The following is a 19,482-nucleotide window of genomic DNA, read 5'->3' on the forward strand; positions in this document are numbered from 1 at the left end:
GAACTAGACAGCTCCACTTCACAACCGGGGGCCTTCGTCTGTCAGACCGACTCACCGCCGAACGGCGGGACAACCTCCTTGGACATCACAACTAGCCCATCCAGCGGCGGTGCCCCTGCTCGGCCGCGCGTCGCAGTGGTCTCGCAGAGGCTTCCCGGGCTGCCTCCCCGGCCCTCTGCTCCAGGGCGTGCAGACGGCCGTACGTGAAGGTGCTCTCCCCGTCGAGGTCGGCCTGGTGGGCGAGCCGACGCAGCGTCTCCTGCCGGGTCACCGCGTCGTGCTGCGTCCCGAGCACCTCCTGCACGCGGTGCGCCCGCTTGGCGCTGCGGCGGGCGGGGCCGGGGACGGCAGCCGCGGCGACCTCGCTGGCGTACCGGGCGCGCCGTGCCGCCTTGCGCACCTCGTGCAGCGCCTCGTCGCGGTCGTCCTGCGTCGGCGCCTGCGCCGTGACGTCCAGCGCGCGGTCGAGTCGGTCCCACGCGCGTCGCGCACGTCGGGGCAGAACCTTCGTCGCCTTCCGGGACGCCCGGGGACCGCTGGGCAGGTCCTTGACCAGGGTCGCGACGAGGTCGTCGAACCGTGCCGACGCGAGCCAGGCGTCCACCCGGTCCTGGGCGAGCTGGCGGGCGGCGGTGCGGTCCTCGTCGATCCGCCGCTCGACCGGGCCGACGACGAGCGAGGGGTCCTCGTGCGCGAGCATGCGCCGGAGCGCGTGACCCTCGACGTAGGCGTCCCGGGCGGCCCCGAGCACGTGCCCGAGCTCGGCGAGCTCGGCGCGCACCGGAGCGGTGACCGCGCGGTCCAGCACGGGGCCGTACACGGACAGTGCTGCGCGCAGCCGTCGGGTGGCCACCCGGGCGTCGTGCACCGCGTCGTCGGCCCCGTCCCGCACGGCGGGGACGGCCGCGAGGAGGCGCTCGACGTGGGCCGTGACGTACGCCTGTACGACCTCGCCCGCGGATCCCATCTGTCGAGCCTGGCACGCCGCCCGACCTCCCGCGCGGCGCACCTGACCGTGTTCGCAACGCACAGCGACCGCGAGCAGGTGAGCGCCGCACTGCTCCGCCCGCGGGACCCTCGTATGCTGGCGGTCGTCCGCGACCTGGAGGTAGGAGCCGTGCCGAGAGGTCGACGACGCGCGCTGGTCGCAGCCCTGGTGCTCGCGCTCACGCTCGCGGGATGCACGGCCGACGACGGGCAGGTCGAGCCCACCGCGACGACGAGCACGCCTCTCCCGTCCCCGTCACCGACCCCCACACCCGTCTCCGCGCAGGTCGGCGCCCCTGCCGAGGTCGCGACGGTCCTGCCCGCGGCGACCGCGCAGGATGCTGCGCTCGAGGCGTCCCGTGCGGTCTTCGTGCGCGCCCCGGTGGTGGTCGTCGCGCCTGTCGACGATGTCGCCGCCCAGCTCACCGCCGCGTCGGCGGCCGTGGCGCTCGGAGCTCCGGTCCTGCTGACGGCCCCAGCGGCAGACGCTGCTCCCCTCCTCGCCGAGCTGGCCCGGCTCGACACCGAGGCCGTGCTCGCGGTCGGGGCGGCCACCCTGACGCCGCCGGGTTCGGTGACCGTCGTGCCTGTCCCCGCCGGTGCGGGCGCGGACGTCCTGCGGACGACGACCGGGGCACGGTTCGGGGCGCCGACCGAGGTGCCCACCGGCCAGGAGACCGCGACCGTGCGCGCGCTCGCGGGGCCGCGACCGCCCGTGCTCGTGGTCCCCGGCTCGCTGCCCACCCCGAGCCCTACTCCTGCTCCTACCCGCACTGCTCGGCCGTCTGCGGCTCAGTCACGGACGCCGACCGCGACGCCGGTGGCGGTGCTCCCGTCGACCCGCCCGCCGGCGGCGGTCACCGCCACCGTCGCGCTCACCGGGGTCGGGGTGGACCCGCTCGCCGCGCTCGCGACCCTGCGGGCCGCCGGGGTGCCCGTGCTGGACGCCCCGGGTGGCGACCCGCGCGCCACGACACCCGGGGTCCAGGCGATCGCGGCGGCCGCGCCGGAGCACACGATCGCGCTCGGAGCGGCGTTCGGGCCGGCGGACCAGCTCGCCCGCCGCGTGGCTGCCGCGTCGACCGGGGTGCTCCTGGGCGGTGGTGGGCAGCTCGTGTTCCCGCAGGTCCCGGGTGTTCCGGGCAAGAAGTACGTCGCGCTCTACGGCACCCCGGGCTCCGCGGCGCTCGGGGTGCTCGGGGAGCAGGACGTGCCCGCGACGCTCGCTCGCGCCGACGCGACCGCGGCTCCGTACCGGACCCTCACCGCGGACGTCGTCGTACCCGCGGTGGAGATCATCGCGACGATCGCGTCAGCCGGACCGGGCGACGACGGCAACTACTCCACCGAGCGTCCCGTCGAGGAGCTGCGACCCCTGGTGGAGGCCGCCGGTGCCGCGGGCATGGCGGTCGTCCTCGACCTGCAGCCCGGTCGCACCGACTTCCTCACGCAGGCGCAGCGGTACGCCGACCTCCTCGCGCTCCCGTACGTCGGGCTCGCCCTCGACCCGGAGTGGCGCCTGGCCCCCGACCAGGTGCACCTGCGGCAGATCGGTTCCGTCGGCATCGACGAGGTCAACGGCGTCGCGGCGTGGCTCGCGGACTTCACTGCCCAGCGCGCGCTGCCGCAGAAGATGCTGGTCCTGCACCAGTTCGCGGGCCGGATGATCCAGGACCGCCCCCGGCTCGACACGTCACACGACGAGCTGGCGATCGTGATCCACGTCGACGGCCAGGGCTCGCAGCCGGGCAAGGCGGGGACCTGGAACGGGCTGCGCACGGACGCGCCGCCCGTGCACTGGGGGTGGAAGAACTTCTACGACCAGGACGTCCCCATGCTGGACCCGACGCAGACGTACCAAGTGCAGCCGGTGCCGGACCTGGTCACCTACCAGTAGTACTGGCACCTGTTCCGCGTTCCACCAGGAACGTCCGGCCGGAGGCGTCGACCACCCGGTCGAACTGGTGCTGGAGGTCGGTGTCGCGGGCCACCTCGTCGTCGGTCAGCACCTTGCGCGGGCCGCGGATGTTGCCCACCTGCGCGGGTCCCAGGTAGGTCAGCCACCACTCGGTCATGTCACGTCGCCGCTTCTTCGGCACGAGTGCTCCTTCGTAGTTCGTGCCCTAACTATATGCCCACGACGTAAGATCGGACGCATGGACGATCCGCTCGCCGTCGAGGCCCAGGTCTGCCTGACCATGTCCGCCGCTGCGCGCAGCCTCGTCGCGTTCTACCGCCCGCTCCTCGAGCCGCTCGGGCTGACGCACCCGCAGTACCTCGCGATGCTCGCCCTGTGGCAGTACGGCCGGCTCTCGCTCAAGGACCTCGCCGCCCTGCTCCATCTGGAACCCGCCACGGCGTCGCCGCTGGTCAAGCGGCTGGAGGCGATGGGGCTCGTCCGGCGGGAGCGAGCCGCCGACGATGAGCGCGCGCTCGACATCGTCGTGACGGAGGCCGGCCGGGCCCTTCGCGCCTCAGCGGTCGGGATCCCCGCCGCCATGGTCGACGGCCTGGGGCTGACGCCCGAGCAGATCGAGCAGATCCGGGCCGCCGCGGAGCTGCTGATCGCGGCGACCGCACCATCCCCGGCCTGATCGGGACGCAGCCTCCGCGCTGACGAGGTCCCGATCGATCCGCGAGGCTGCTCCGGCGTCCGTAGGCTCGACTCCATGACGCATCCCATCCGCATCGGAGTCCAGCTCCAGCCCCAGCACGCCGACTACACCCAGATCCGCGACGCGGTGCGCCGCGCCGAGGACCTCGGGGTCGACATCATCTTCAACTGGGACCACTTCTTCCCGCTGACGGGCGACCCGGACGGCAAGCACTTCGAGTGCTGGACGATGCTCGGCGCGTGGGCGGAGCAGACCAGCCGCGTGCAGATCGGTGCGCTCGTAACCTGCAACTCGTACCGGAACCCCGAGCTGCTGGCGGACATGGCCCGCACGGTCGACCACATCAGCGGCGGTCGCCTGATCCTCGGCATCGGCGCGGGCTGGTTCGAGAAGGACTACGACCAGTTCGGCTACGAGTTCGGCACAGCGGGCTCGCGGATCGCGGACCTGGCGCAGGCGATGCCCCGGATCAAGGCCCGCTGGGCGGCGTCCAACCCGGTGCCGACCCGAGAGATCCCCGTGATGATCGGTGGCGGCGGCGAACGCAAGACGCTGCGGGTCGTCGCCGAGCACGCCGACCTGTGGCACTCGTTCGGTGACGTCGACACGCTGGTCCGCAAGAGCGCGATCCTCGACGAGCACGGCGCCGCAGTCGGTCGGGACACCGCCGCGCTGGTCGAGCGGTCCATCGGCGTCGGGCGGCCGCCGAGCGAGGTCGCCGACGCGCTCGTCGCCGCCGGCGTGACGCTCTTCACGGTGGGCACCGGCGGGCCGCACTACGACCTGTCGCTGGCGGCGCAGTGGGTGGCCTGGCGCGACGCGCAGGCCTGACCTGGCCGTTCGCGCATAGGCTCGGGGGCGATGAGCGACCCGAGCAGCCCCGAGGAGCGCGCCGAGCGCCGGTGGTGGCCGCGGGTCCTCCTGCTGGTCGCCGCCGCGCTCGTCGCGCTCACCTTCGGGATCACCACGGCGTCCGTCGAGAGCAGCCTCGGCCCGCACGAGGCGCGGTACGACGTCACCACCGACGACACCGTGACCATCGACCTCGGCCCGCTCGGCACGCTGCAGATCGACTCGCCGCTGCCGTTGACGCTCGGCGTGCGGGTGACGGTGCAGGAGATCCCGGCGTCGGTCACCGAGCTCGACCAGGCGCGCACCCTGGATGCCCTGAGCGGCGACCTGCAGAGCTACCTGCAGTTCTTCTCCGGTCCGGAGGCGACGATCCAGGACGTGGCGCGGGCGCTCGCCGTCGACGCGCTCACGCGGACCGCGCTGGCCCTCGCGGTGCTGGTCGGCGGGTGGTACCTGGTCCGGTTCCTGGTCGGTGCAGCACGCCGGGCGGAGCTGTACGACCGGGTGCGCCCGCACCTGCGGTCGGTCGTCGTGGGGGTCGTCGTCGTCGCGCTCGTCGGCACCGTCCTGACGTCGAGCCTCGGGCGGCGTGATCGACCGTCGGAGTCGCAGCAGGCCTCGTCCGTGTTCGACGGGACCCCGCTCGAAGGGGCTCGGGTGACGGGCAGGCTCGGCGGTGTCATCGACACCTACGGCGGGCAGGTCGTCGCGGAGCTGCGCAAGAGCGAGAAGTTCTACGCCGAGGCGAACGCGTCGCTGCAGGTCGCGTGGGACGAGCGCCAGGCGCTGCTGACCGCCGGCCCGGAGCCGTCGGGGACCGGCGGCCCGACGCCGAGCGCGACCACGCTCGTCGACGAGGCGAACCTGGTGACCGTCGTCGTCGTCTCCGACCTGCACTGCAACGTCGGCATGGCACCCCTGATCCGCACGGTCGTCGAGGGTTCCGACGCCGACCTCGTCCTCGACGCCGGCGACACGACGATCAACGGCACCTCGGTCGAGCAGTACTGCGTCACCACCTTCGCGCGCGCGGTGCCCGACGGCGTGGAGCTGGTGACGTCGCCGGGCAACCACGACTCCGCAGAGACGACGAGGAACTACGCGCGCGCAGGTGCGACCGTGCTGGACGGCTCCGTCGTCGAGGCGGGCGGCCTGCGGATCCTGGGCGACGGCGACCCGAACGAGACACGGGTCGGGGCCGGTGGCACCGCCCAGGCGGGCTCGGAGTCCGCGGCCGAGGAGGGGGAACGCCTTGCCGAGGTCGCGTGCGACGACGCCGACGGAGTCGATCTGCTCCTCATCCACACCCCCTCCATCGGCCAGCAGGCTCTGGACGACGGCTGCGTGCCCGCGCAGATCTCGGGGCACCTGCACCGCCGGTACGGGCCGGAACGGGTGGACCGCAGTGTGCGGTACATCAGCTCCAGCACGTCCGGTGCGACCCTCGGTCAGCCGACCGTCGGACCGCTGAACGGCGTCGCCGAGATGACCGTGCTCCGCTGGGACCCGAAGCGACGGCTCTTCGTCGACTACCAGCTGGTCCAGGTGCGTCCGGACGCGACCGCCACCGTCTCGCCCCGCCTGCAGTGGCCCGCCGCTCCCGCACCCGCAGCCGTCGGACCTTCACCCGTGTGATCTGGGCCGCGCTGACCTAGGGTGGAAGTGCGTTCCGATCTGCACCGTTTGTCAGGTCGGTCGTGTGAGGGGTGGTGGGTAGGTGGCCTGGGCTGCCGCGTCGGTGAACGGTCGACGGCGGGACGCGCTGATGCGTGCCGCCAGGCGTGCCGCGATGATCTGCGCGTGCGTCCTGCTCGGCTCCCTCATGCTCGCCCCGCCGGCGTCCGCTGCGCCCGGCGAGGGGGAGCTGCGCCCCGGTGAGTCGCTGCGGTCGGGTGAGGGGCTCGTCTCGCCGGACGGGACACAGACCCTGGTCGTCCAGCCCGACGGGGTGCTCGCGCTGTTCGGCGCCGAACCCGATCCTCGGTGGGTGTCCGGTGCTGCGGTGCCCGGTTCGACCCTGGTCGTCGCAGACAGTGGCGACGTCGCGCTGACCGCCCCCGACGGCACCGTCAGCTGGCGTCCCGACACGTCGGCGACCATCGGGTCGCGGCTCGTCCTCCAGGACGACGGCAACCTCGTGGTGCTCGACCCCCAGGGCTCGCAGGTCTGGGAGTCCGGCACCGCCGTCCGGCCGTCGATCCTCCCGTCGGGCGGCGTCCTGGAGCCCGGTGACACGCTGTCCTCGCCCGACGGACGCCAGACGCTCCTCGTGCTCGACGACGGCGACGTGGCCCTGCTCGGCCCGGACGCGGCGACGCGGTGGTCGACCGGCACCGACGTGCCGGGCGCGCGCCTCACGCTGCACGAGGACGGCAACCTCGTCGTCACCGACCCGGACGGAAACTGGGTGTGGCGCAGCCGGACGGCCGGCCACCCGGGCTCGTCGCTGGTGCTGCAGGATGACGGCGACCTCGTCCTGTACGACGCCGTCGGGGCAGAGGTATGGAGCACCGGGACCGTGGTCGGACCGTCCTCGCTGGTCAGCGGCACGCCGATCGCCGCCGGTCAGCAGCTCAGCTCGCCGGACGGGCACCTGCACCTGCGGCTGGGAGCCGACGGGCTCGCCCTCGCCTACGACGACACCGTCGTGTGGACCGCGGATGCGCCCGGCGCTGCGAGCCTCGCCCAGCAGGACGACGGCAACGTGGTGCTCACCGGTGCGGACGGTGCCGTGCTGTGGGCGAGCAACACGGCGGGCAACCCCGGGGCGTCGCTCCAGCTCGAGGAAGGCGCGCTGCTGCTGCGCGCGACGACCGGCCAGGAGCTCTGGCGGGTCGACGTGCCGGTCGACCTAGTGGCGCGCGACCAGGTCGCGACGGAGTGCGAGGACGTGACCGCACCGGTCCCGCAGGGCGACACGGTGGTGACCACGCTGGGGGTGCGTGTCCACCCGTGCCTCGCCGACGCGCTCGACGCGCTGATGACCGCGGCCGGAAACGACGGCATCGACCTGCGCGCCTGGGGCTGGCGCAGCTCCGAGCAGCAGATCGCGCTGCGCGCCGCCAACTGCAGCCCGTCCGCGAGCGACCCCACGGTCGTCTGGTGCCGCCCGCAGACCGCTCCGCCCGGCACGTCCCGTCACGAGCGCGGCCTCGCGCTCGACTTCACCGTCGCCGGATCGGTCCTCCGCGCGGGGTCACCCGCGTACGTGTGGCTCACCGAGCACGCGGCCGACTACGGCCTGGAGAACCTGCCGGGCGAGCCGTGGCACTGGAGCGTCGACGGCTGGTGAGGATGCTCGCCCTAGTCTGGACGTGTGAGCACGCCGACTACCCCTGAGCTGAGCGCCGTCACGCAGGACTATCTCAAGGTCGTGTGGTCGGCCCGTGAGTGGTCGGAGCAGCCGGTCACCACCAAGATGCTGGCCACCCGCCTCGGCGTGGGCGCGTCCACCGTGTCGGAGACCGTCCGACGGCTTGCCGACAGCGGTCTGGTCACGCACGAGCCCTACGGCGCCGTCGAGCTCACGGCCGACGGCGAGCGGCACGCGCTCGCGGTCGTGCGCCGTCACCGGTTGATCGAGACCTTCCTCGTGGAGATGCTCGGGTACGGGTGGGACGAGGTCCACGACGAGGCCGAGGTGCTCGAGCACGCGGTCTCCGACCTGTTCGTCGAGCGTCTGTCCGCCCGGCTCGGTCACCCGACCCGGGACCCGCACGGCGACCCGATCCCCGGTTCTGATGGCTCCCTCGACATCCCGGCGGCCAGCGTGCTGTGGGACGTGGCGCCGGGGGAGTGGGCCGTCGCGCGGATCTCCGACGCGGACCCGGGCCTGCTGCGCTACCTGGAGTCGGTCGACCTGGTGCTCGACGCACCGGTCACCGTGGTCGAGCGCCGGACCGTCGCCGGGGTGATCTCGGTGCGCGTCGCCGGTGCCACGGTCGACCTCGGCGAGGTGGCGGCGCGCGCCATCTGGCTGGTCCCCGTCGCCTGACACCCCGTACGCTGGGCGCCATCCACCGGAGCTGACGACGGCGCACTCCGCATCACGATCGAATCGATTCGTCCCGGAGGGCCCTCGTTGGTCACGCTGTCGCCCGCGCGCTCACGCGCCGCGCTGTTCGCCCTCGCCCTCGGCGGGTTCGGCATCGGCACCACCGAGTTCGCGACGATGGGGCTGCTGCCCGAGATCGCCCACGACCTCGACGTCTCGATCCCCGTCGCCGGGCACGCCATCACCGCCTATGCGCTCGGCGTCGTCGTCGGCGCCCCGACGCTCGCGGCCCTGGGCGCCCGCCTCGACCGGCGCCGACTCCTGCTGCTGCTGATGGTCGCGTTCACGGTGGGCAACGTGCTGTCCGCGTTCGCGCCGAGCATGGGCTGGCTCGTGCTCGCGCGGTTCCTCGCCGGACTTCCGCACGGGGCGTTCTTCGGGGTCGGCGCGGTCATGGGCACGGCCGTCGTGGGACCCGAGCGGCGCGGGCGTGCCGTGGCCGCGATGATGGCCGGCCTGACCGTCGCCTGCGCGGTCGGTGTCCCCCTGTCGACGATCGTGGGTCAGGCCGTCGGCTGGCGCTGGGCGTTCGTCGGCGTCGGTGTGCTCGGCCTGATCACCCTCGCGGCCCTGCACGCGTGGACCCCGTCGTTGCCGTCTCCTCCTGGCACCACCGTCCGCACCGAGCTCGCCGCCCTGCGCAACCGTCGCCTCTGGATCGCGTTCGGCGCCGGCGCGGTCGGTTTCGGCGGCATGTTCGCCGTCTACTCCTACGTCAAGCCGCTGCTCACCGACGTGACCGGCCTGGGCATCGGGCTGGTGCCGTTGGTGCTCGCGCTGTACGGGATCGGCATGACGATCGGGACGGTGGTCGGCGGCCGGCTCGCGGACAGGTCGGTGCTCGGCACGGTGATCGGCAGCATGGTCGCGACCATCGTCGTGCTCGTCGCGATCGCGCTGGTCGGGGCGTACCCGGTGCCCGCCGTGCTCGCGCTCGTGCTGCTCGGTGTCACGTCGCAGGTGCTGGGGCTCTCGCTCCAGACACGGCTCATGGACGTCTCGCCCGCCGCGCCGTCGCTCGGTGCGGCGCTGTGCCACTCCGCGCTCAACCTGGGCAACGCGGCGGGCGCGTTCGCCGGTGGGCTGGTCATCGCCGCCGGGTTCGGGTACCTCGCACCCGCCTGGGTAGGCGCCGGGCTGACCGCGATCGGGCTGGTCGTCGTGCTCGCCTTCGGACGCGATCCTGCCCCGGTCCTGTCACCGCCGACGGGTCCCGAAGATCGTGCGCGTGATCTCACGCCCGAGCTGAGTGCCCGCTGACCGCAGCAGGCTGTCCAGCGGGCTCGTCCGGCTGGTCGAGCGGCGTGGGGCGGACCGTCGCGCCTCCCGTGCTGCGTCGTCGGCCCTGTCCTGAGCCTCGTCGGCCTCCTGCTGCCTGCGCGCAGCCTCCTGCGACGCCGCAGCACGCACCGCGAGCAGCTCGTAGGCAGACTCCCGGTCCACCGCGACCGCGTACCGAGCGGACAGGGGTGATGCCGTCACGGCTGCGGCCATGTCAGCCGCGGGCATCGGCTCCATCGACGACTGCGGGGCCCGCAACCGGGTCCACGCGACGGGGGTCGGCGTTCCCCGCTCCGACTGGACCGTCACCACCGCCTCGCCGGTCCCCAGCGACTGGAGCAGCTGCTCGAGGTCGTACGGGGAGGTCGGGAATGTCCGGGAGGCCGCCCGCAGCGCCTTCGCGTCGTCCGGGGTGAATGCGCGCAACGCGTGCTGGACGCGGTTTCCCAGCTGGGCCAGCACGTCGCCGGGCACGTCCTTGGGGCTCTGCGTGACGAAGAAGACCCCGACCCCCTTGGACCGGATGAGCCGGACCGTCTGGGTCACCTGCGTGAGGAAGTCGCCCGACGCGCCTGTGAACAGCAGGTGCGCCTCGTCGAAGAAGAACACGAGCCGCGGCTTGTCGGGGTCGCCCACCTCGGGGAGCACCTGGAACAGCTCGGCAAGCAGCCACATGAGGAACGTCGAGAACAGCGCCGGCCGGTCCTGCACCGCGGGCAGCTCGAGCGCGCTGATCACCCCGCGGCCGTCGGACGTGGTCCGCACCAGCTCGGAGACGTCGAACGCCGGCTCGCCGAAGAACGCGTCGGCCCCCTGAGCCTGCAACGCCACGATCTCGCGCAGGATCACGCCCGCGGTCGCCGCCGACAGCCCACCGATGCCCTTGAGCAGCGGCTTGCCCTCGTCGCTGACCAGGTACGCGATCGTCGCCTGCAGGTCCTTGAGGTCCAGCAGCGCCAGGCCCTGCGTGTCCGCCCAGTGCATGATCAGGCCCAGGCTCGACTCCTGGGTGGCGTTCAGCCCGAGCACCTTGGCCAGGAGCAGCGGGCCGAAGTCCGTGACGGTCGTCCGCACCGGCGACCCTTCGCCGAGCCCGCCGAGGCTGAGGAACTCCACCGGCGACGCGGTCGCCACCCACTCCTGCCCGAGGCTCGCGGTCCGGGCCAGCAGCTTCTCGCTCGACGTACCCGGGACGGCCAGTCCGGACAGGTCGCCCTTGATGTCGGCGACGAAGACCGGCACGCCCGCGGCCGACAGGCCCTCGGTCAGCACCTGGAGCGTCTTGGTCTTGCCCGTCCCGGTCGCGCCCGCCACCAGACCGTGGCGGTTCATCATGGCCAACGGGATCCCGACCGGGGCGCCGGGGATCGCGACGTCGTCCTCGACCAGGGCGCCGACCGGGAGCATCGGCCCGGTGAACGTGTAGCCGGCGACGATCTGCGCGGCGTGCTCCGACAGTGCCGGGGCCGTGGAGGCAGGCGCGGCCGGCGTGGAGCTCTGCGCTGCTGCCGCCTCAGCTGCGGCGAGCGCTGCGGCGGCCGCCTCTGCCCTGGCCTCCGCCGCCTCGGCAGCCGCCTGCGCGGCCGCGGCGCGCAGGGCGGCAAGGTCTGCGGAGGACCCGGCGGGGGCCGACGGCGGCGAGCTGTCCGACATGTCCGGAGCATACGACCGGGCGTCCGGTCGCACCCGGCCGCGTACGGCGCCCCGACGCGCGGTCGGTAAACTCGCCGGGTGACCTCGCAGGACGCCCCCACCGCCCCCACTGCCACCGACGACGTCCCGTTCCGGTACACGCCCGAGCTCGCACGGCAGATCGAGCTGCGCTGGCAGGACACGTGGGCGGACCGCGGCACCTTCTTCGCAGCCAACCCCACGGGCGACCTCACCGACGGCGAGGGGCGGCACGCCGACCCCGCGCGGCCGGCGTTCTTCGTGATGGACATGTTCCCGTACCCCTCCGGCGCGGGCCTGCACGTGGGTCACCCCCTCGGGTACATCGCCACGGACGTCGTCGGCCGGTTCCGCCGCATGCAGGGCGACAACGTGCTGCACGCGCTCGGCTTCGACGCGTTCGGCCTGCCCGCCGAGCAGTTCGCGGTGCAGACGGGCCAGCACCCGCGCACCACCACCGAGGCGAACATCGAGATCATGCAGCGCCAGCTGCGTCGGCTGGGGCTGGCGCACGACCCGCGCCGCACGTTCGCGACGATCGATCCGGCCTACATCCGCTGGACGCAGTGGATCTTCCTGCAGATCTTCGACTCCTGGTACGACGAGACGGCGCCCCGTCCCGACGGCGGCGTGGGCCGGGCGCGCCCGATCGCGGAGCTGGTGGCCGAGTACGACTCCGGCGTTCGCGGCGACGAGTGGGCGAGCCTGGACCCGGTCGAGCGTCGGCGTGTCCTGGACACGCACCGGCTCGCGTACGTGTCCGAGACCCCCGTGAACTGGTGCCCGGGCCTGGGCACGGTGCTGGCCAACGAGGAGGTCACCGCCGACGGCCGCTCGGAGCGCGGCAACTTCCCGGTGTTCCAGCGCAGCCTGCGTCAGTGGAACATGCGCATCACGGCCTACGCCGACCGGCTGACCGACGACCTGGAGCACATCGACTGGCCCGAGAAGGTCAAGGCGATGCAGCGCAACTGGATCGGTCGTTCGTCGGGAGCGCGCGTCCGGTTCGCCGTGCAGGGCGGTGACCAGGTCGAGGTGTTCACCACGCGCCCCGACACCCTGTTCGGTGCCACGTTCGTCGTCGTCGCCCCCGAGCACCCCTTGCTCGACCAGGTGCCCACGGCGTGGCCGGACGGCACCAAGGACCTGTGGACCGGCGGGCACCGCACACCGGTCGACGCCGTCGCGTCGTACCGCGCTGAGACCGCAGCGAAGACCGCCGTCGAGCGACAGGCGGACGCCGGTCGCAAGACGGGCGTGTTCACCGGGCACCTGGCGGCCAACCCCGTCAACGGCGACCTGCTGCCGGTGTTCACCGCCGACTACGTGCTCATGGGCTACGGGACCGGCGCGATCATGGCCGTCCCCGGCGGGGACGCGCGCGACTTCGCGTTCGCCGAGGCCTTCGACCTGCCGGTGATCTACACGATCGACGCTCCGGAGGGCACCGAGCCCGGCGCGCGCACGGGCGACGGAGTCGCGATCAACTCGGCGAACGACGAGATCAGCCTGGACGGCCTGGGTGTGGCCGACGCCAAGGCAGCGATCACCGACTGGCTGTCGGCCAAGGGCGTCGGCGAGGGCGTCATCAACTACCGCCTGCGCGACTGGCTGTTCAGCCGCCAGCGCTACTGGGGCGAGCCGTTCCCGATCGTCTACGACGAGCACGACCTGCCCCTTGCCGTCCCGCAGTCCGCGCTGCCGGTGAACCTGCCCGAGGTACCGGACTACTCGCCGCGCACGTTCGCCGCCGACGACGCCCACTCCACCCCGGAGCCGCCCCTGGGCCGCAACGAGGACTGGGTGAACGTCACGCTCGACCTGGGGGACGGCCCGAAGCAGTACCGCCGGGACACCAACACCATGCCCAACTGGGCGGGCTCGTGCTGGTACTACCTGCGCTACCTGGACCCGACGAACGACACCCTGGTGGTGGATCCCGCGCTCGAGCAGTACTGGATGGGCCCCGGGCACGGCGAGCAGGAGCCGGGATCCGTGGGCGGTGTCGACCTGTACGTGGGCGGTGTCGAGCACGCCGTCCTGCACCTGCTGTACGCGCGCTTCTGGCACAAGGTCCTGTTCGACCTGGGCCACGTCTCCAGCGGCGAGCCGTTCCACAAGCTGTTCAACCAGGGCTACATCCAGGCGTACGCCTACACCGACGCCCGCGGCGTGCACGTGCCCGCCGACGAGGTCGTCGAGGACCCCACGTCCGAGACCGGCTTCCGCTGGGACGGCGAACCCGTCAACCGTGAGTACGGGAAGATGGGCAAGTCGCTGAAGAACATGGTGACGCCCGACGACATGTACGCCGAGTACGGCGCTGACACCCTCCGCGTCTACGAGATGTCGATGGGTCCGCTCGACCTGTCCCGCCCGTGGGAGACCCGGGCGGTCGTCGGGTCCCAGCGCTTCCTGCAGCGGCTCTGGCGCAACGTCGTCGACGAGGGCACCGGCGAGACTGTCGTGTCCGACGAGGCTCCGAGCACCGAGACGCTCAAGGTGCTGCACCGGGCGATCGCCGACACGACGGCGGACATGGCCGCGATGCGCGTGAACACCGCGATCTCGCGCCTGATCGTCCTGAACAACCACCTGACCACGTTGCCGACGGCGCCGCGCGCTGCCGTCGAGGCGCTCGTGCTGATGACCGCCCCGGTCGCACCGCACGTCGCCGAGGAGCTGTGGTCGCGGCTGGGCCACGAGAAATCGCTCGCGCACGAGCCGTTCCCGGTGGCGGACCCGGCGTACCTCGTCGAGGACACCGTGACCTGCATCTTCCAGGTGCAGGGCAAGGTCCGCGGCCGGGCCGAGGTGGCTCCCGCAATCTCCGAGGAGGACCTGCGCGCCCTCGCGCTGGCCGACCCCGGTGTGCTGCGCGCGCTCGACGACCGCGACGTCCGCACCGTGATCGTGCGGGCGCCGAAGCTCGTCAACGTCGTCCCGGCCTGACCCGCATGCCCTCACGGCGCCACGTCGACCAGCCGTCGGTCGCGATCGTCACCGACTCGACGGTGTCCCTCCCCGAGGGGGCCGCGGAGCGGTGGGGCATCGGCGTCGTCCCGCTGGATGTGGTGATCGACGGAGTGCGGCACGTCGAAGGCGTCGACCTGACGCCGGGCGACCTGCTCGCCGCACTGACCTCGGGCGCCAAGGTGTCGACGTCGCAGCCGCCGCCTGCTGCCTTCGCCGCGGCCTACGAGCGCGCTGCGGCGTCCGGTGCGGGGGAGATCGTCTCGATCCACCTGTCGGGTGACCTGTCGGGCACCGTCCGGGCGGCACGGCTCGCTGCCGAGGCATCGCCGGTCCCCGTCCACGTGGTCGACTCCCGGGCGGTCGCGATGGCGCTCGGGTTCGCGGTGCTGGACGCGGCACGCTTCTCGGTCGGTCCGCCGAGCGAGGCTGCCGTACCTGTGTCCGGACCGGTGTCCGGACCGGTGTCCGGACCGGTGGCCGTGGCGCGTGCGTGGTGGCACGCCCGTGGCCGCGTCGAGACCCGGCTGCCCTCCGGGGCCGAGGTCGCTGAGCGCGGCCGTGCGGTCGCCGGCTCGACCCGCGTCTGGTTCCTCGTCGACTCCCTCGACCACCTGCGCCGCGGTGGCCGGCTGAGCATCCCCGCGACCGCGATCGGCATCGTGCTCGGGCTGCGCCCGATCCTCACGCTCGACGACGGCGGGATCGAGCTCATCGAAAAGGTGCGCACGCGGCGCGCTGCTCGCGAGCGGCTGGTCGCCCTCGCGGTCGCCGAGATCGCGCAACGCCCCCACGCGCGCGCCGCCGTGCACCACCTCGGACAGCCCGAGCTCGCGGCGACGCTCGCGAGCGAGCTGGCGAGCGCGGTGGGGGACCGCCTCGACGAGACAGCCGTCTGCGAGTCCAGCGCGGTGCTCGCTGCGCACGCCGGTCCCGGGCTCCTCGCGATCGTGGTCGCCGACGCCTGACCGTCGCCGCGTTCCCGCGATCCGCCCACAGCCCGGCCCGACGGCGCCCTGCGCCCGACGGTCCACGTTCCGGCTCCTGGGGTCCTGCGCCGATCGTAGGTTCGCCGGGTGCTACGCCGTGATCGCGACCTCGTCCGGATCGCCCAGCACCGCCTGACCGCGCTCGTCGCCCCCCGCGCGCCCGGCGGTCCGCCGGGTCCTAAGCACGCGAGGACCGGGGTGCCCACCACTCCGCCGGGAGTCGGAGACTCGCCCGCTCCCGCTAGCGCCGGGGTGCCCACCACCCCGCCGGGAGTCGGCGACCCGACCGGTCCCGCACCCGTGTGGCCAGACGGTCCCTTCCTGGGCGGGCCCGATCCTGCGAACCACCCGGCAGTGGCTCACCGCAGCACCGACGCACCTGCGAGCCGGAGCGAGGCGCCGCAGGCTGAGACCGGCTGGATTCCGCGGCCGGCCCGCGTCCCGACGCCCCCTCGCGAGTTCGATTCCCCGTCCGCCCTTGTCGATGTCCCACCGGGCCTGGCACATGTCGAGACCTCGCAGTCGCTCGAGCCGATGACGCCCGAGCCGATGACGCCCGAGCCGATGACGCCCGAGCAGCACCGACCCCCTGTCGCGGCCCCACAGACCCTGACGACTGCGGCGCTCCAGATCGCCGCTGCCGGCTACGCCGCGGCCCACGGCGATCCGACCACCAGTGTGGCGGTGCCGCGCCGCCGGGTGCGATGGGCGGTCTCGTGGCGGCTCGCCGGGGCCGCGGGGGCTGTGGTTCTGCTGGTGGCCGGCGCGGTCGCGCTGCGTGCTGCGGCTGTCGCGCCCGGGCCTGCCGTGGTCCTGCCGACGCCGGCCCCGAGCAGCCCCGTCGCTCCCGCGTCCCCGACCGCGGTGGCAGGCGTCGTCGTCGACGTGGTCGGTGCCGTTGCCGCGCCCGGCGTCGTCCGGCTCGCGCAGGGATCGCGGGTGGTTGACGCCATCGCCGCGGCGGGTGGAACGACCGCGGACGCGCAGGTCAGCGCCCTCAACCTCGCGCGCATCCTTGTCGACGGCGAGCAGATCGCGGTGCCCAGGCCGGGGGAGCAAGCGGCGGGCGTCGATGCCGCGGTGTCCACCGGCGGGGACGACCTCGTGGACCTCAACACCGCCGACGCCGCGGCACTCGACGGGCTGCCCGGCATCGGTCCGGTGCTGGCCGACAGGATCGTGGCGCACCGGGAGGACGGACCCTTCACCACGGTCGACGAGCTCGCGGACGTCGCCGGGATCGGCCCGACGCTCCTCGAACGTCTGCGGGACCTGGTCCGGGTGTGAGCGGAATGCGAGCTCGTGCGCGACCTGGCCCGAATGAGGTGCCCACCCACGCACCCGCGGGAGCGGCAGTGCCACTGCGACCGTCCGAGCGACGTACTCCGGGCGAGACGACGCCCGCCGAGCCGGGGTCGGACGAGGACGCCGACCCGCCGATCACGGTCGACGTGCGACTGCTCCCGGCTGCCACGGTCGCGTGGCTCGCTGCGCTGCTCGTCGTGCGGGTGCCGTCGCGCGCCGCCCTGATCGTCGCTCTGGTGTGCGTGGTCTGTCTCGCCGTCGCCGTCGGGGTCCTCGCGGTAGGTCGTCGGTCGACGCGGCCCGACGGCGCAGTCGCGCAGGCGCTCGACGAGAGGCTCGGCGTGCGACGGTCGCCGTCGCGAGGCACGGTGAGCGCGGTCGGCCCGGTCGTCGTCCTCGCCCTCGCCGCGGCCGTGGCCGTGCTCGGTGCAGGCGCCGGCCAGACGGCTGCGCGCGACAAGGGTCTGCTCCCGGTGCTCGCTGCGGACGGTGCGGCGGGCCGGGTCGAGGGCGTCGTGGTCGGTGAGCCGACCGTGCTCCCGCCGGCGTGGCCGGGTGCGCCCGTGCGGGTCCGGACCTTGATCGCTGTCGACCGCGTTGCCGCTCGAGGCCGGGAGTCCGGCGCCACGGGTCGGGTGCTCGTGCTCGGCCCGTCCTCGTGGGCCGGCCTGCCGTCTGGTGCCCGGGTCGCCGTCGCCGGACGCCTGCGCGCGGGCGAGCTGGGCGGACGGACGGTCGCGGTCCTGCTGAGCGGTGGAGAGCCGGACGTGGTGTCAGCGCCGTCCGCGCCGGACGCGGCCGCAGAGCGGTTCCGGGACGGCGTGCGGGCGCTCGCGGCCACGCTCCCGGGCGACGCCGGAGCGCTGTTCGCGGGCGTCACCGTCGGTGACACGACCGCGATCCCCGACGAGCTCGGGGACGCCCTGCGAACCGCGGGACTGACCCACGTGACGGCGGTGTCGGGTGCGCACTTCTCGCTGGTCGCCGCCCTCGTGCTCGCTCTCACATCGGCCGTTCGCCTGCCCCGGCCCGCCAGGGCGGGCCTCACCGTCGCGGCGATGGCGGCGATGGTGCTCGTCGTGCACCCGTCGCCGAGCGTGCTGCGAGCCGCCGCGATGGGGCTCGTGGCCCTGCTCGGTGTGCTGCTCGGCCGCCCGCACCGTGCTCCCGCCGCGCTCGGGGCGACCGTCGTCCTGCTGCTCGTCGCGGACCCCTGGCTGGCCGGCGAGCTGGGCTTCGTGCTCTCGGTGCTCGCGACCGGCGCCCTGGTGCTCCTCGGCGGACCGCTCGCTGACCGCTGGGCCGGGGCGCTCGGGCGTCCGGTCGCGACCGCCATCGCCCTGCCGGTCGCCGCACAGCTGGTGTGCGCCCCGGTGATCCTGCTGCTCTCGCCCGCGGTGTCCCTCTACGCGGTCCCCGCGAACGTCCTGGCCGCCCCGGCCGTCACCCCCGCAACCGTGCTCGGCCTCGCAGCTGGTTGTGTCGCGCCGTGGTGGTCTGCCGGCGCCCAGGTGCTGGCGTTAGGCAGCGGCGCAGCCTGTTGGTGGATCGGTGCCGTCGGACGCGTGGCGGCCGCCGCGCCCGGCGCGCAGGTGGCGTGGCTTCCGGGGTGGATCGGGGCGACCGTGCTCGCGACCGCGGGACTGTGTGCGCTCAGGCTGCTCGTTGTCGTCGGCCGTGCGCGGGAGCCGCAGTCGGCTGGGCGTCAGTGACGTCTGGCAGGCTGTGCCCGTGCCTCCCGCGACCCGCCGTCCTGCCGCCCGCGCCAGCAAGGGCCCGGTCGGCGTCTCGTGGGAGGCGGTCGAGCTCGCGCCCGTCCTCCTGGTCAGCGGCGCCGAGGACCTGCTCGCAGACCGCGCTGTCGACCGGGTCGTCTCCCTCGCCCGCGCCGCGGACGCCGGCGTCGAGGTCACCCGGCTCGATGCCGCCGACTACTCGTCGGGCACTCTCGGCGTGGTCAGCAGCCCGTCCCTCTTCGCTGAGGACAAGGTCGTGGTGGTCGACGGGCTCGAGCGCGCCGGCGAGGAGCTGCTGGCTGATGTCACGGCGTACCTCGCGGCGCCTCCGACCGAGGTCGTGCTCGTCCTGCGGCACGCCGGCGGTCCACGGGGCAAGAAGCTGCTCGACGCGCTGCGGTCGGCGGGCGTGCCGACTGTGGCGTGCGACGTCGTGAAGTCCGACGGCGACAAGAGCGCCTTCGTCACCGCGGAGCTCCGACGGGCCGGGCGCCGCGCCGATGCGCAGGCCGTGCGCGCCCTGGTGGACGCCGTGGGCAGCGACCTGCGCGAGCTCGCCGCCTCCTGCGCGCAGATCGTCGCGGACACCACCGGGCTGATCGGGCCGGAGGTCGTCGAGCGCTACTACGGGGGGCGGATCGAGGCGACGGGCTTCCGTGTCGCCGACGCCGCCGTCGCCGGGCAGTCGGGGCAGGCCGTGGCACTGCTGCGGCATGCGCTCGCGACCGGCGTGGACCCGGTGCCCGTCGTCGCTGCCCTCGCCGCCAAGCTCCGGGTGCTGGCCAAGGTGGCGGCGGTGCGCGGCCGCGGGGCCGGGGCGGTCCGGGACCTGGGGCTCGCTCCGTGGCAGACGGACCGCGCCATGGCGGACCTGCGCCGGTGGACGCCCGAAGGGCTGGCAAGCGCTATCTCCGCAGTCGCGCAGGCAGACGCGGAGGTCAAGGGGGAGGGCCGTGATCCCCAGTTCGCGGTGGAGCGGGCAGTGCTGCGGGTCGCCGCCGCCGTCAAGGCCTGAGGAT

Annotated in this window: 15 protein-coding genes; 12 read left to right on the plus strand and 3 right to left on the minus strand. The window is 73.8% G+C overall.

The window, feature by feature from the left end:
• Positions 1-91: 91 nt before the first annotated feature.
• Positions 92-967, minus strand: coding sequence for a CHAD domain-containing protein (locus tag ASG23_RS14705; RefSeq protein WP_056026417.1), 876 nt, complete (start codon positions 965-967; stop codon positions 92-94).
• Positions 968-1,081: 114 nt separating this feature from the next.
• Here ASG23_RS14705 and ASG23_RS14710 point away from each other — a divergent pair, with 114 nt between their 5' ends.
• Positions 1,082-2,884, plus strand: a complete 1,803-nt coding sequence (locus ASG23_RS14710; protein WP_056026420.1) for a hypothetical protein — start codon at positions 1,082-1,084, stop codon at positions 2,882-2,884.
• Here ASG23_RS14710 and ASG23_RS14715 read toward each other — a convergent pair.
• Positions 2,871-3,086 carry a hypothetical protein gene (locus tag ASG23_RS14715; RefSeq protein ID WP_157465687.1) on the minus strand — a complete coding sequence of 72 codons (216 nt, stop codon included), beginning with the start codon at positions 3,084-3,086 and terminating at the stop codon, positions 2,871-2,873. The genes ASG23_RS14710 and ASG23_RS14715 overlap by 14 nt on opposite strands.
• A gap of 57 nt (positions 3,087-3,143) precedes the next feature.
• Here ASG23_RS14715 and ASG23_RS14720 point away from each other — a divergent pair, with 57 nt between their 5' ends.
• The 6 genes from ASG23_RS14720 (at position 3,144) to ASG23_RS14745 (ending at position 9,768) form a co-directional block, all read left to right on the plus strand.
• The gene (locus ASG23_RS14720; RefSeq protein WP_056026426.1) at positions 3,144-3,581 is read left to right on the plus strand and encodes a MarR family winged helix-turn-helix transcriptional regulator; all 438 of its coding nucleotides are present in this window, start codon (positions 3,144-3,146) and stop codon (positions 3,579-3,581) included.
• Positions 3,582-3,656: 75 nt separating this feature from the next.
• Entirely contained in the window at positions 3,657-4,433 is a 777-nt protein-coding gene (locus ASG23_RS14725; protein WP_056026429.1) for an LLM class F420-dependent oxidoreductase, read from the plus strand.
• A gap of 30 nt (positions 4,434-4,463) precedes the next feature.
• A complete protein-coding gene (locus ASG23_RS14730) occupies positions 4,464-6,089 on the plus strand; it encodes a metallophosphoesterase family protein (RefSeq protein WP_082516256.1) in 1,626 nt (541 codons plus the stop codon).
• 82 nt (positions 6,090-6,171) lie between these two features.
• Positions 6,172-7,746 (plus strand): D-alanyl-D-alanine carboxypeptidase family protein, encoded by a 1,575-nt coding sequence (locus ASG23_RS14735; RefSeq protein WP_056026432.1) that lies wholly within the window; start codon positions 6,172-6,174, stop codon positions 7,744-7,746.
• Positions 7,747-7,770: 24 nt separating this feature from the next.
• Entirely contained in the window at positions 7,771-8,448 is a 678-nt protein-coding gene (locus ASG23_RS14740; RefSeq protein ID WP_056026435.1) for a metal-dependent transcriptional regulator, read from the plus strand.
• A gap of 87 nt (positions 8,449-8,535) precedes the next feature.
• Positions 8,536-9,768 (plus strand): MFS transporter, encoded by a 1,233-nt coding sequence (locus ASG23_RS14745; protein ID WP_056026438.1) that lies wholly within the window; start codon positions 8,536-8,538, stop codon positions 9,766-9,768.
• Here the strand turns inward: ASG23_RS14745 and ASG23_RS14750 are convergent.
• A complete protein-coding gene (locus ASG23_RS14750) occupies positions 9,706-11,442 on the minus strand; it encodes a helicase HerA-like domain-containing protein (RefSeq protein WP_056026441.1) in 1,737 nt (578 codons plus the stop codon). The genes ASG23_RS14745 and ASG23_RS14750 overlap by 63 nt on opposite strands.
• A 78-nt stretch (positions 11,443-11,520) precedes the next feature.
• Here ASG23_RS14750 and leuS point away from each other — a divergent pair, with 78 nt between their 5' ends.
• The 5 genes from leuS to holA all read left to right on the plus strand — a co-directional run bounded on the left by leuS (position 11,521) and on the right by holA (position 19,478).
• Positions 11,521-14,412: a leucine--tRNA ligase gene (gene leuS, locus ASG23_RS14755; RefSeq protein ID WP_056026444.1), complete on the plus strand. Its 2,892-nt coding sequence runs from the start codon at positions 11,521-11,523 to the stop codon at positions 14,410-14,412.
• A gap of 5 nt (positions 14,413-14,417) precedes the next feature.
• Positions 14,418-15,401: a DegV family protein gene (locus tag ASG23_RS14760; protein ID WP_082516260.1), complete on the plus strand. Its 984-nt coding sequence runs from the start codon at positions 14,418-14,420 to the stop codon at positions 15,399-15,401.
• A gap of 555 nt (positions 15,402-15,956) precedes the next feature.
• On the plus strand, positions 15,957-16,709 hold the full coding sequence (locus tag ASG23_RS14765) for a ComEA family DNA-binding protein (protein ID WP_200941622.1): 753 nt from the start codon (positions 15,957-15,959) through the stop codon (positions 16,707-16,709).
• Between the two features lie 68 nt (positions 16,710-16,777).
• Positions 16,778-18,439: a ComEC/Rec2 family competence protein gene (locus ASG23_RS14770; RefSeq protein WP_056026446.1), complete on the plus strand. Its 1,662-nt coding sequence runs from the start codon at positions 16,778-16,780 to the stop codon at positions 18,437-18,439.
• A 19-nt stretch (positions 18,440-18,458) separates the two neighbouring features.
• Positions 18,459-19,478 (plus strand): DNA polymerase III subunit delta, encoded by a 1,020-nt coding sequence (gene holA, locus ASG23_RS14775; RefSeq protein WP_056028354.1) that lies wholly within the window; start codon positions 18,459-18,461, stop codon positions 19,476-19,478.
• Positions 19,479-19,482: the final 4 nt, after the last annotated feature.

This window comes from Cellulomonas sp. Leaf395 (assembly GCF_001424125.1).
GTDB lineage: Bacteria > Actinomycetota > Actinomycetes > Actinomycetales > Cellulomonadaceae > Cellulomonas.

Coding starts and splice junctions, on each gene's coding strand:
- ASG23_RS14710 (WP_056026420.1), top strand. CDS start 1,082: ATGCTGGCGGTCGTCCGCGACCTGGAGGTAGGAGCCGTGCCGAGAGGT.
- ASG23_RS14720 (WP_056026426.1), top strand. CDS start 3,144: ATGGACGATCCGCTCGCCGTCGAGGCCCAGGTCTGCCTGACCATGTCC.
- ASG23_RS14725 (WP_056026429.1), top strand. CDS start 3,657: ATGACGCATCCCATCCGCATCGGAGTCCAGCTCCAGCCCCAGCACGCC.
- ASG23_RS14705 (WP_056026417.1), bottom strand. CDS start 967: ATGGGATCCGCGGGCGAGGTCGTACAGGCGTACGTCACGGCCCACGTC.
- ASG23_RS14750 (WP_056026441.1), bottom strand. CDS start 11,442: ATGTCGGACAGCTCGCCGCCGTCGGCCCCCGCCGGGTCCTCCGCAGAC.
- ASG23_RS14760 (WP_082516260.1), top strand. CDS start 14,418: ATGCCCTCACGGCGCCACGTCGACCAGCCGTCGGTCGCGATCGTCACC.
- ASG23_RS14765 (WP_200941622.1), top strand. CDS start 15,957: ATGACGCCCGAGCCGATGACGCCCGAGCCGATGACGCCCGAGCAGCAC.
- ASG23_RS14730 (WP_082516256.1), top strand. CDS start 4,464: ATGAGCGACCCGAGCAGCCCCGAGGAGCGCGCCGAGCGCCGGTGGTGG.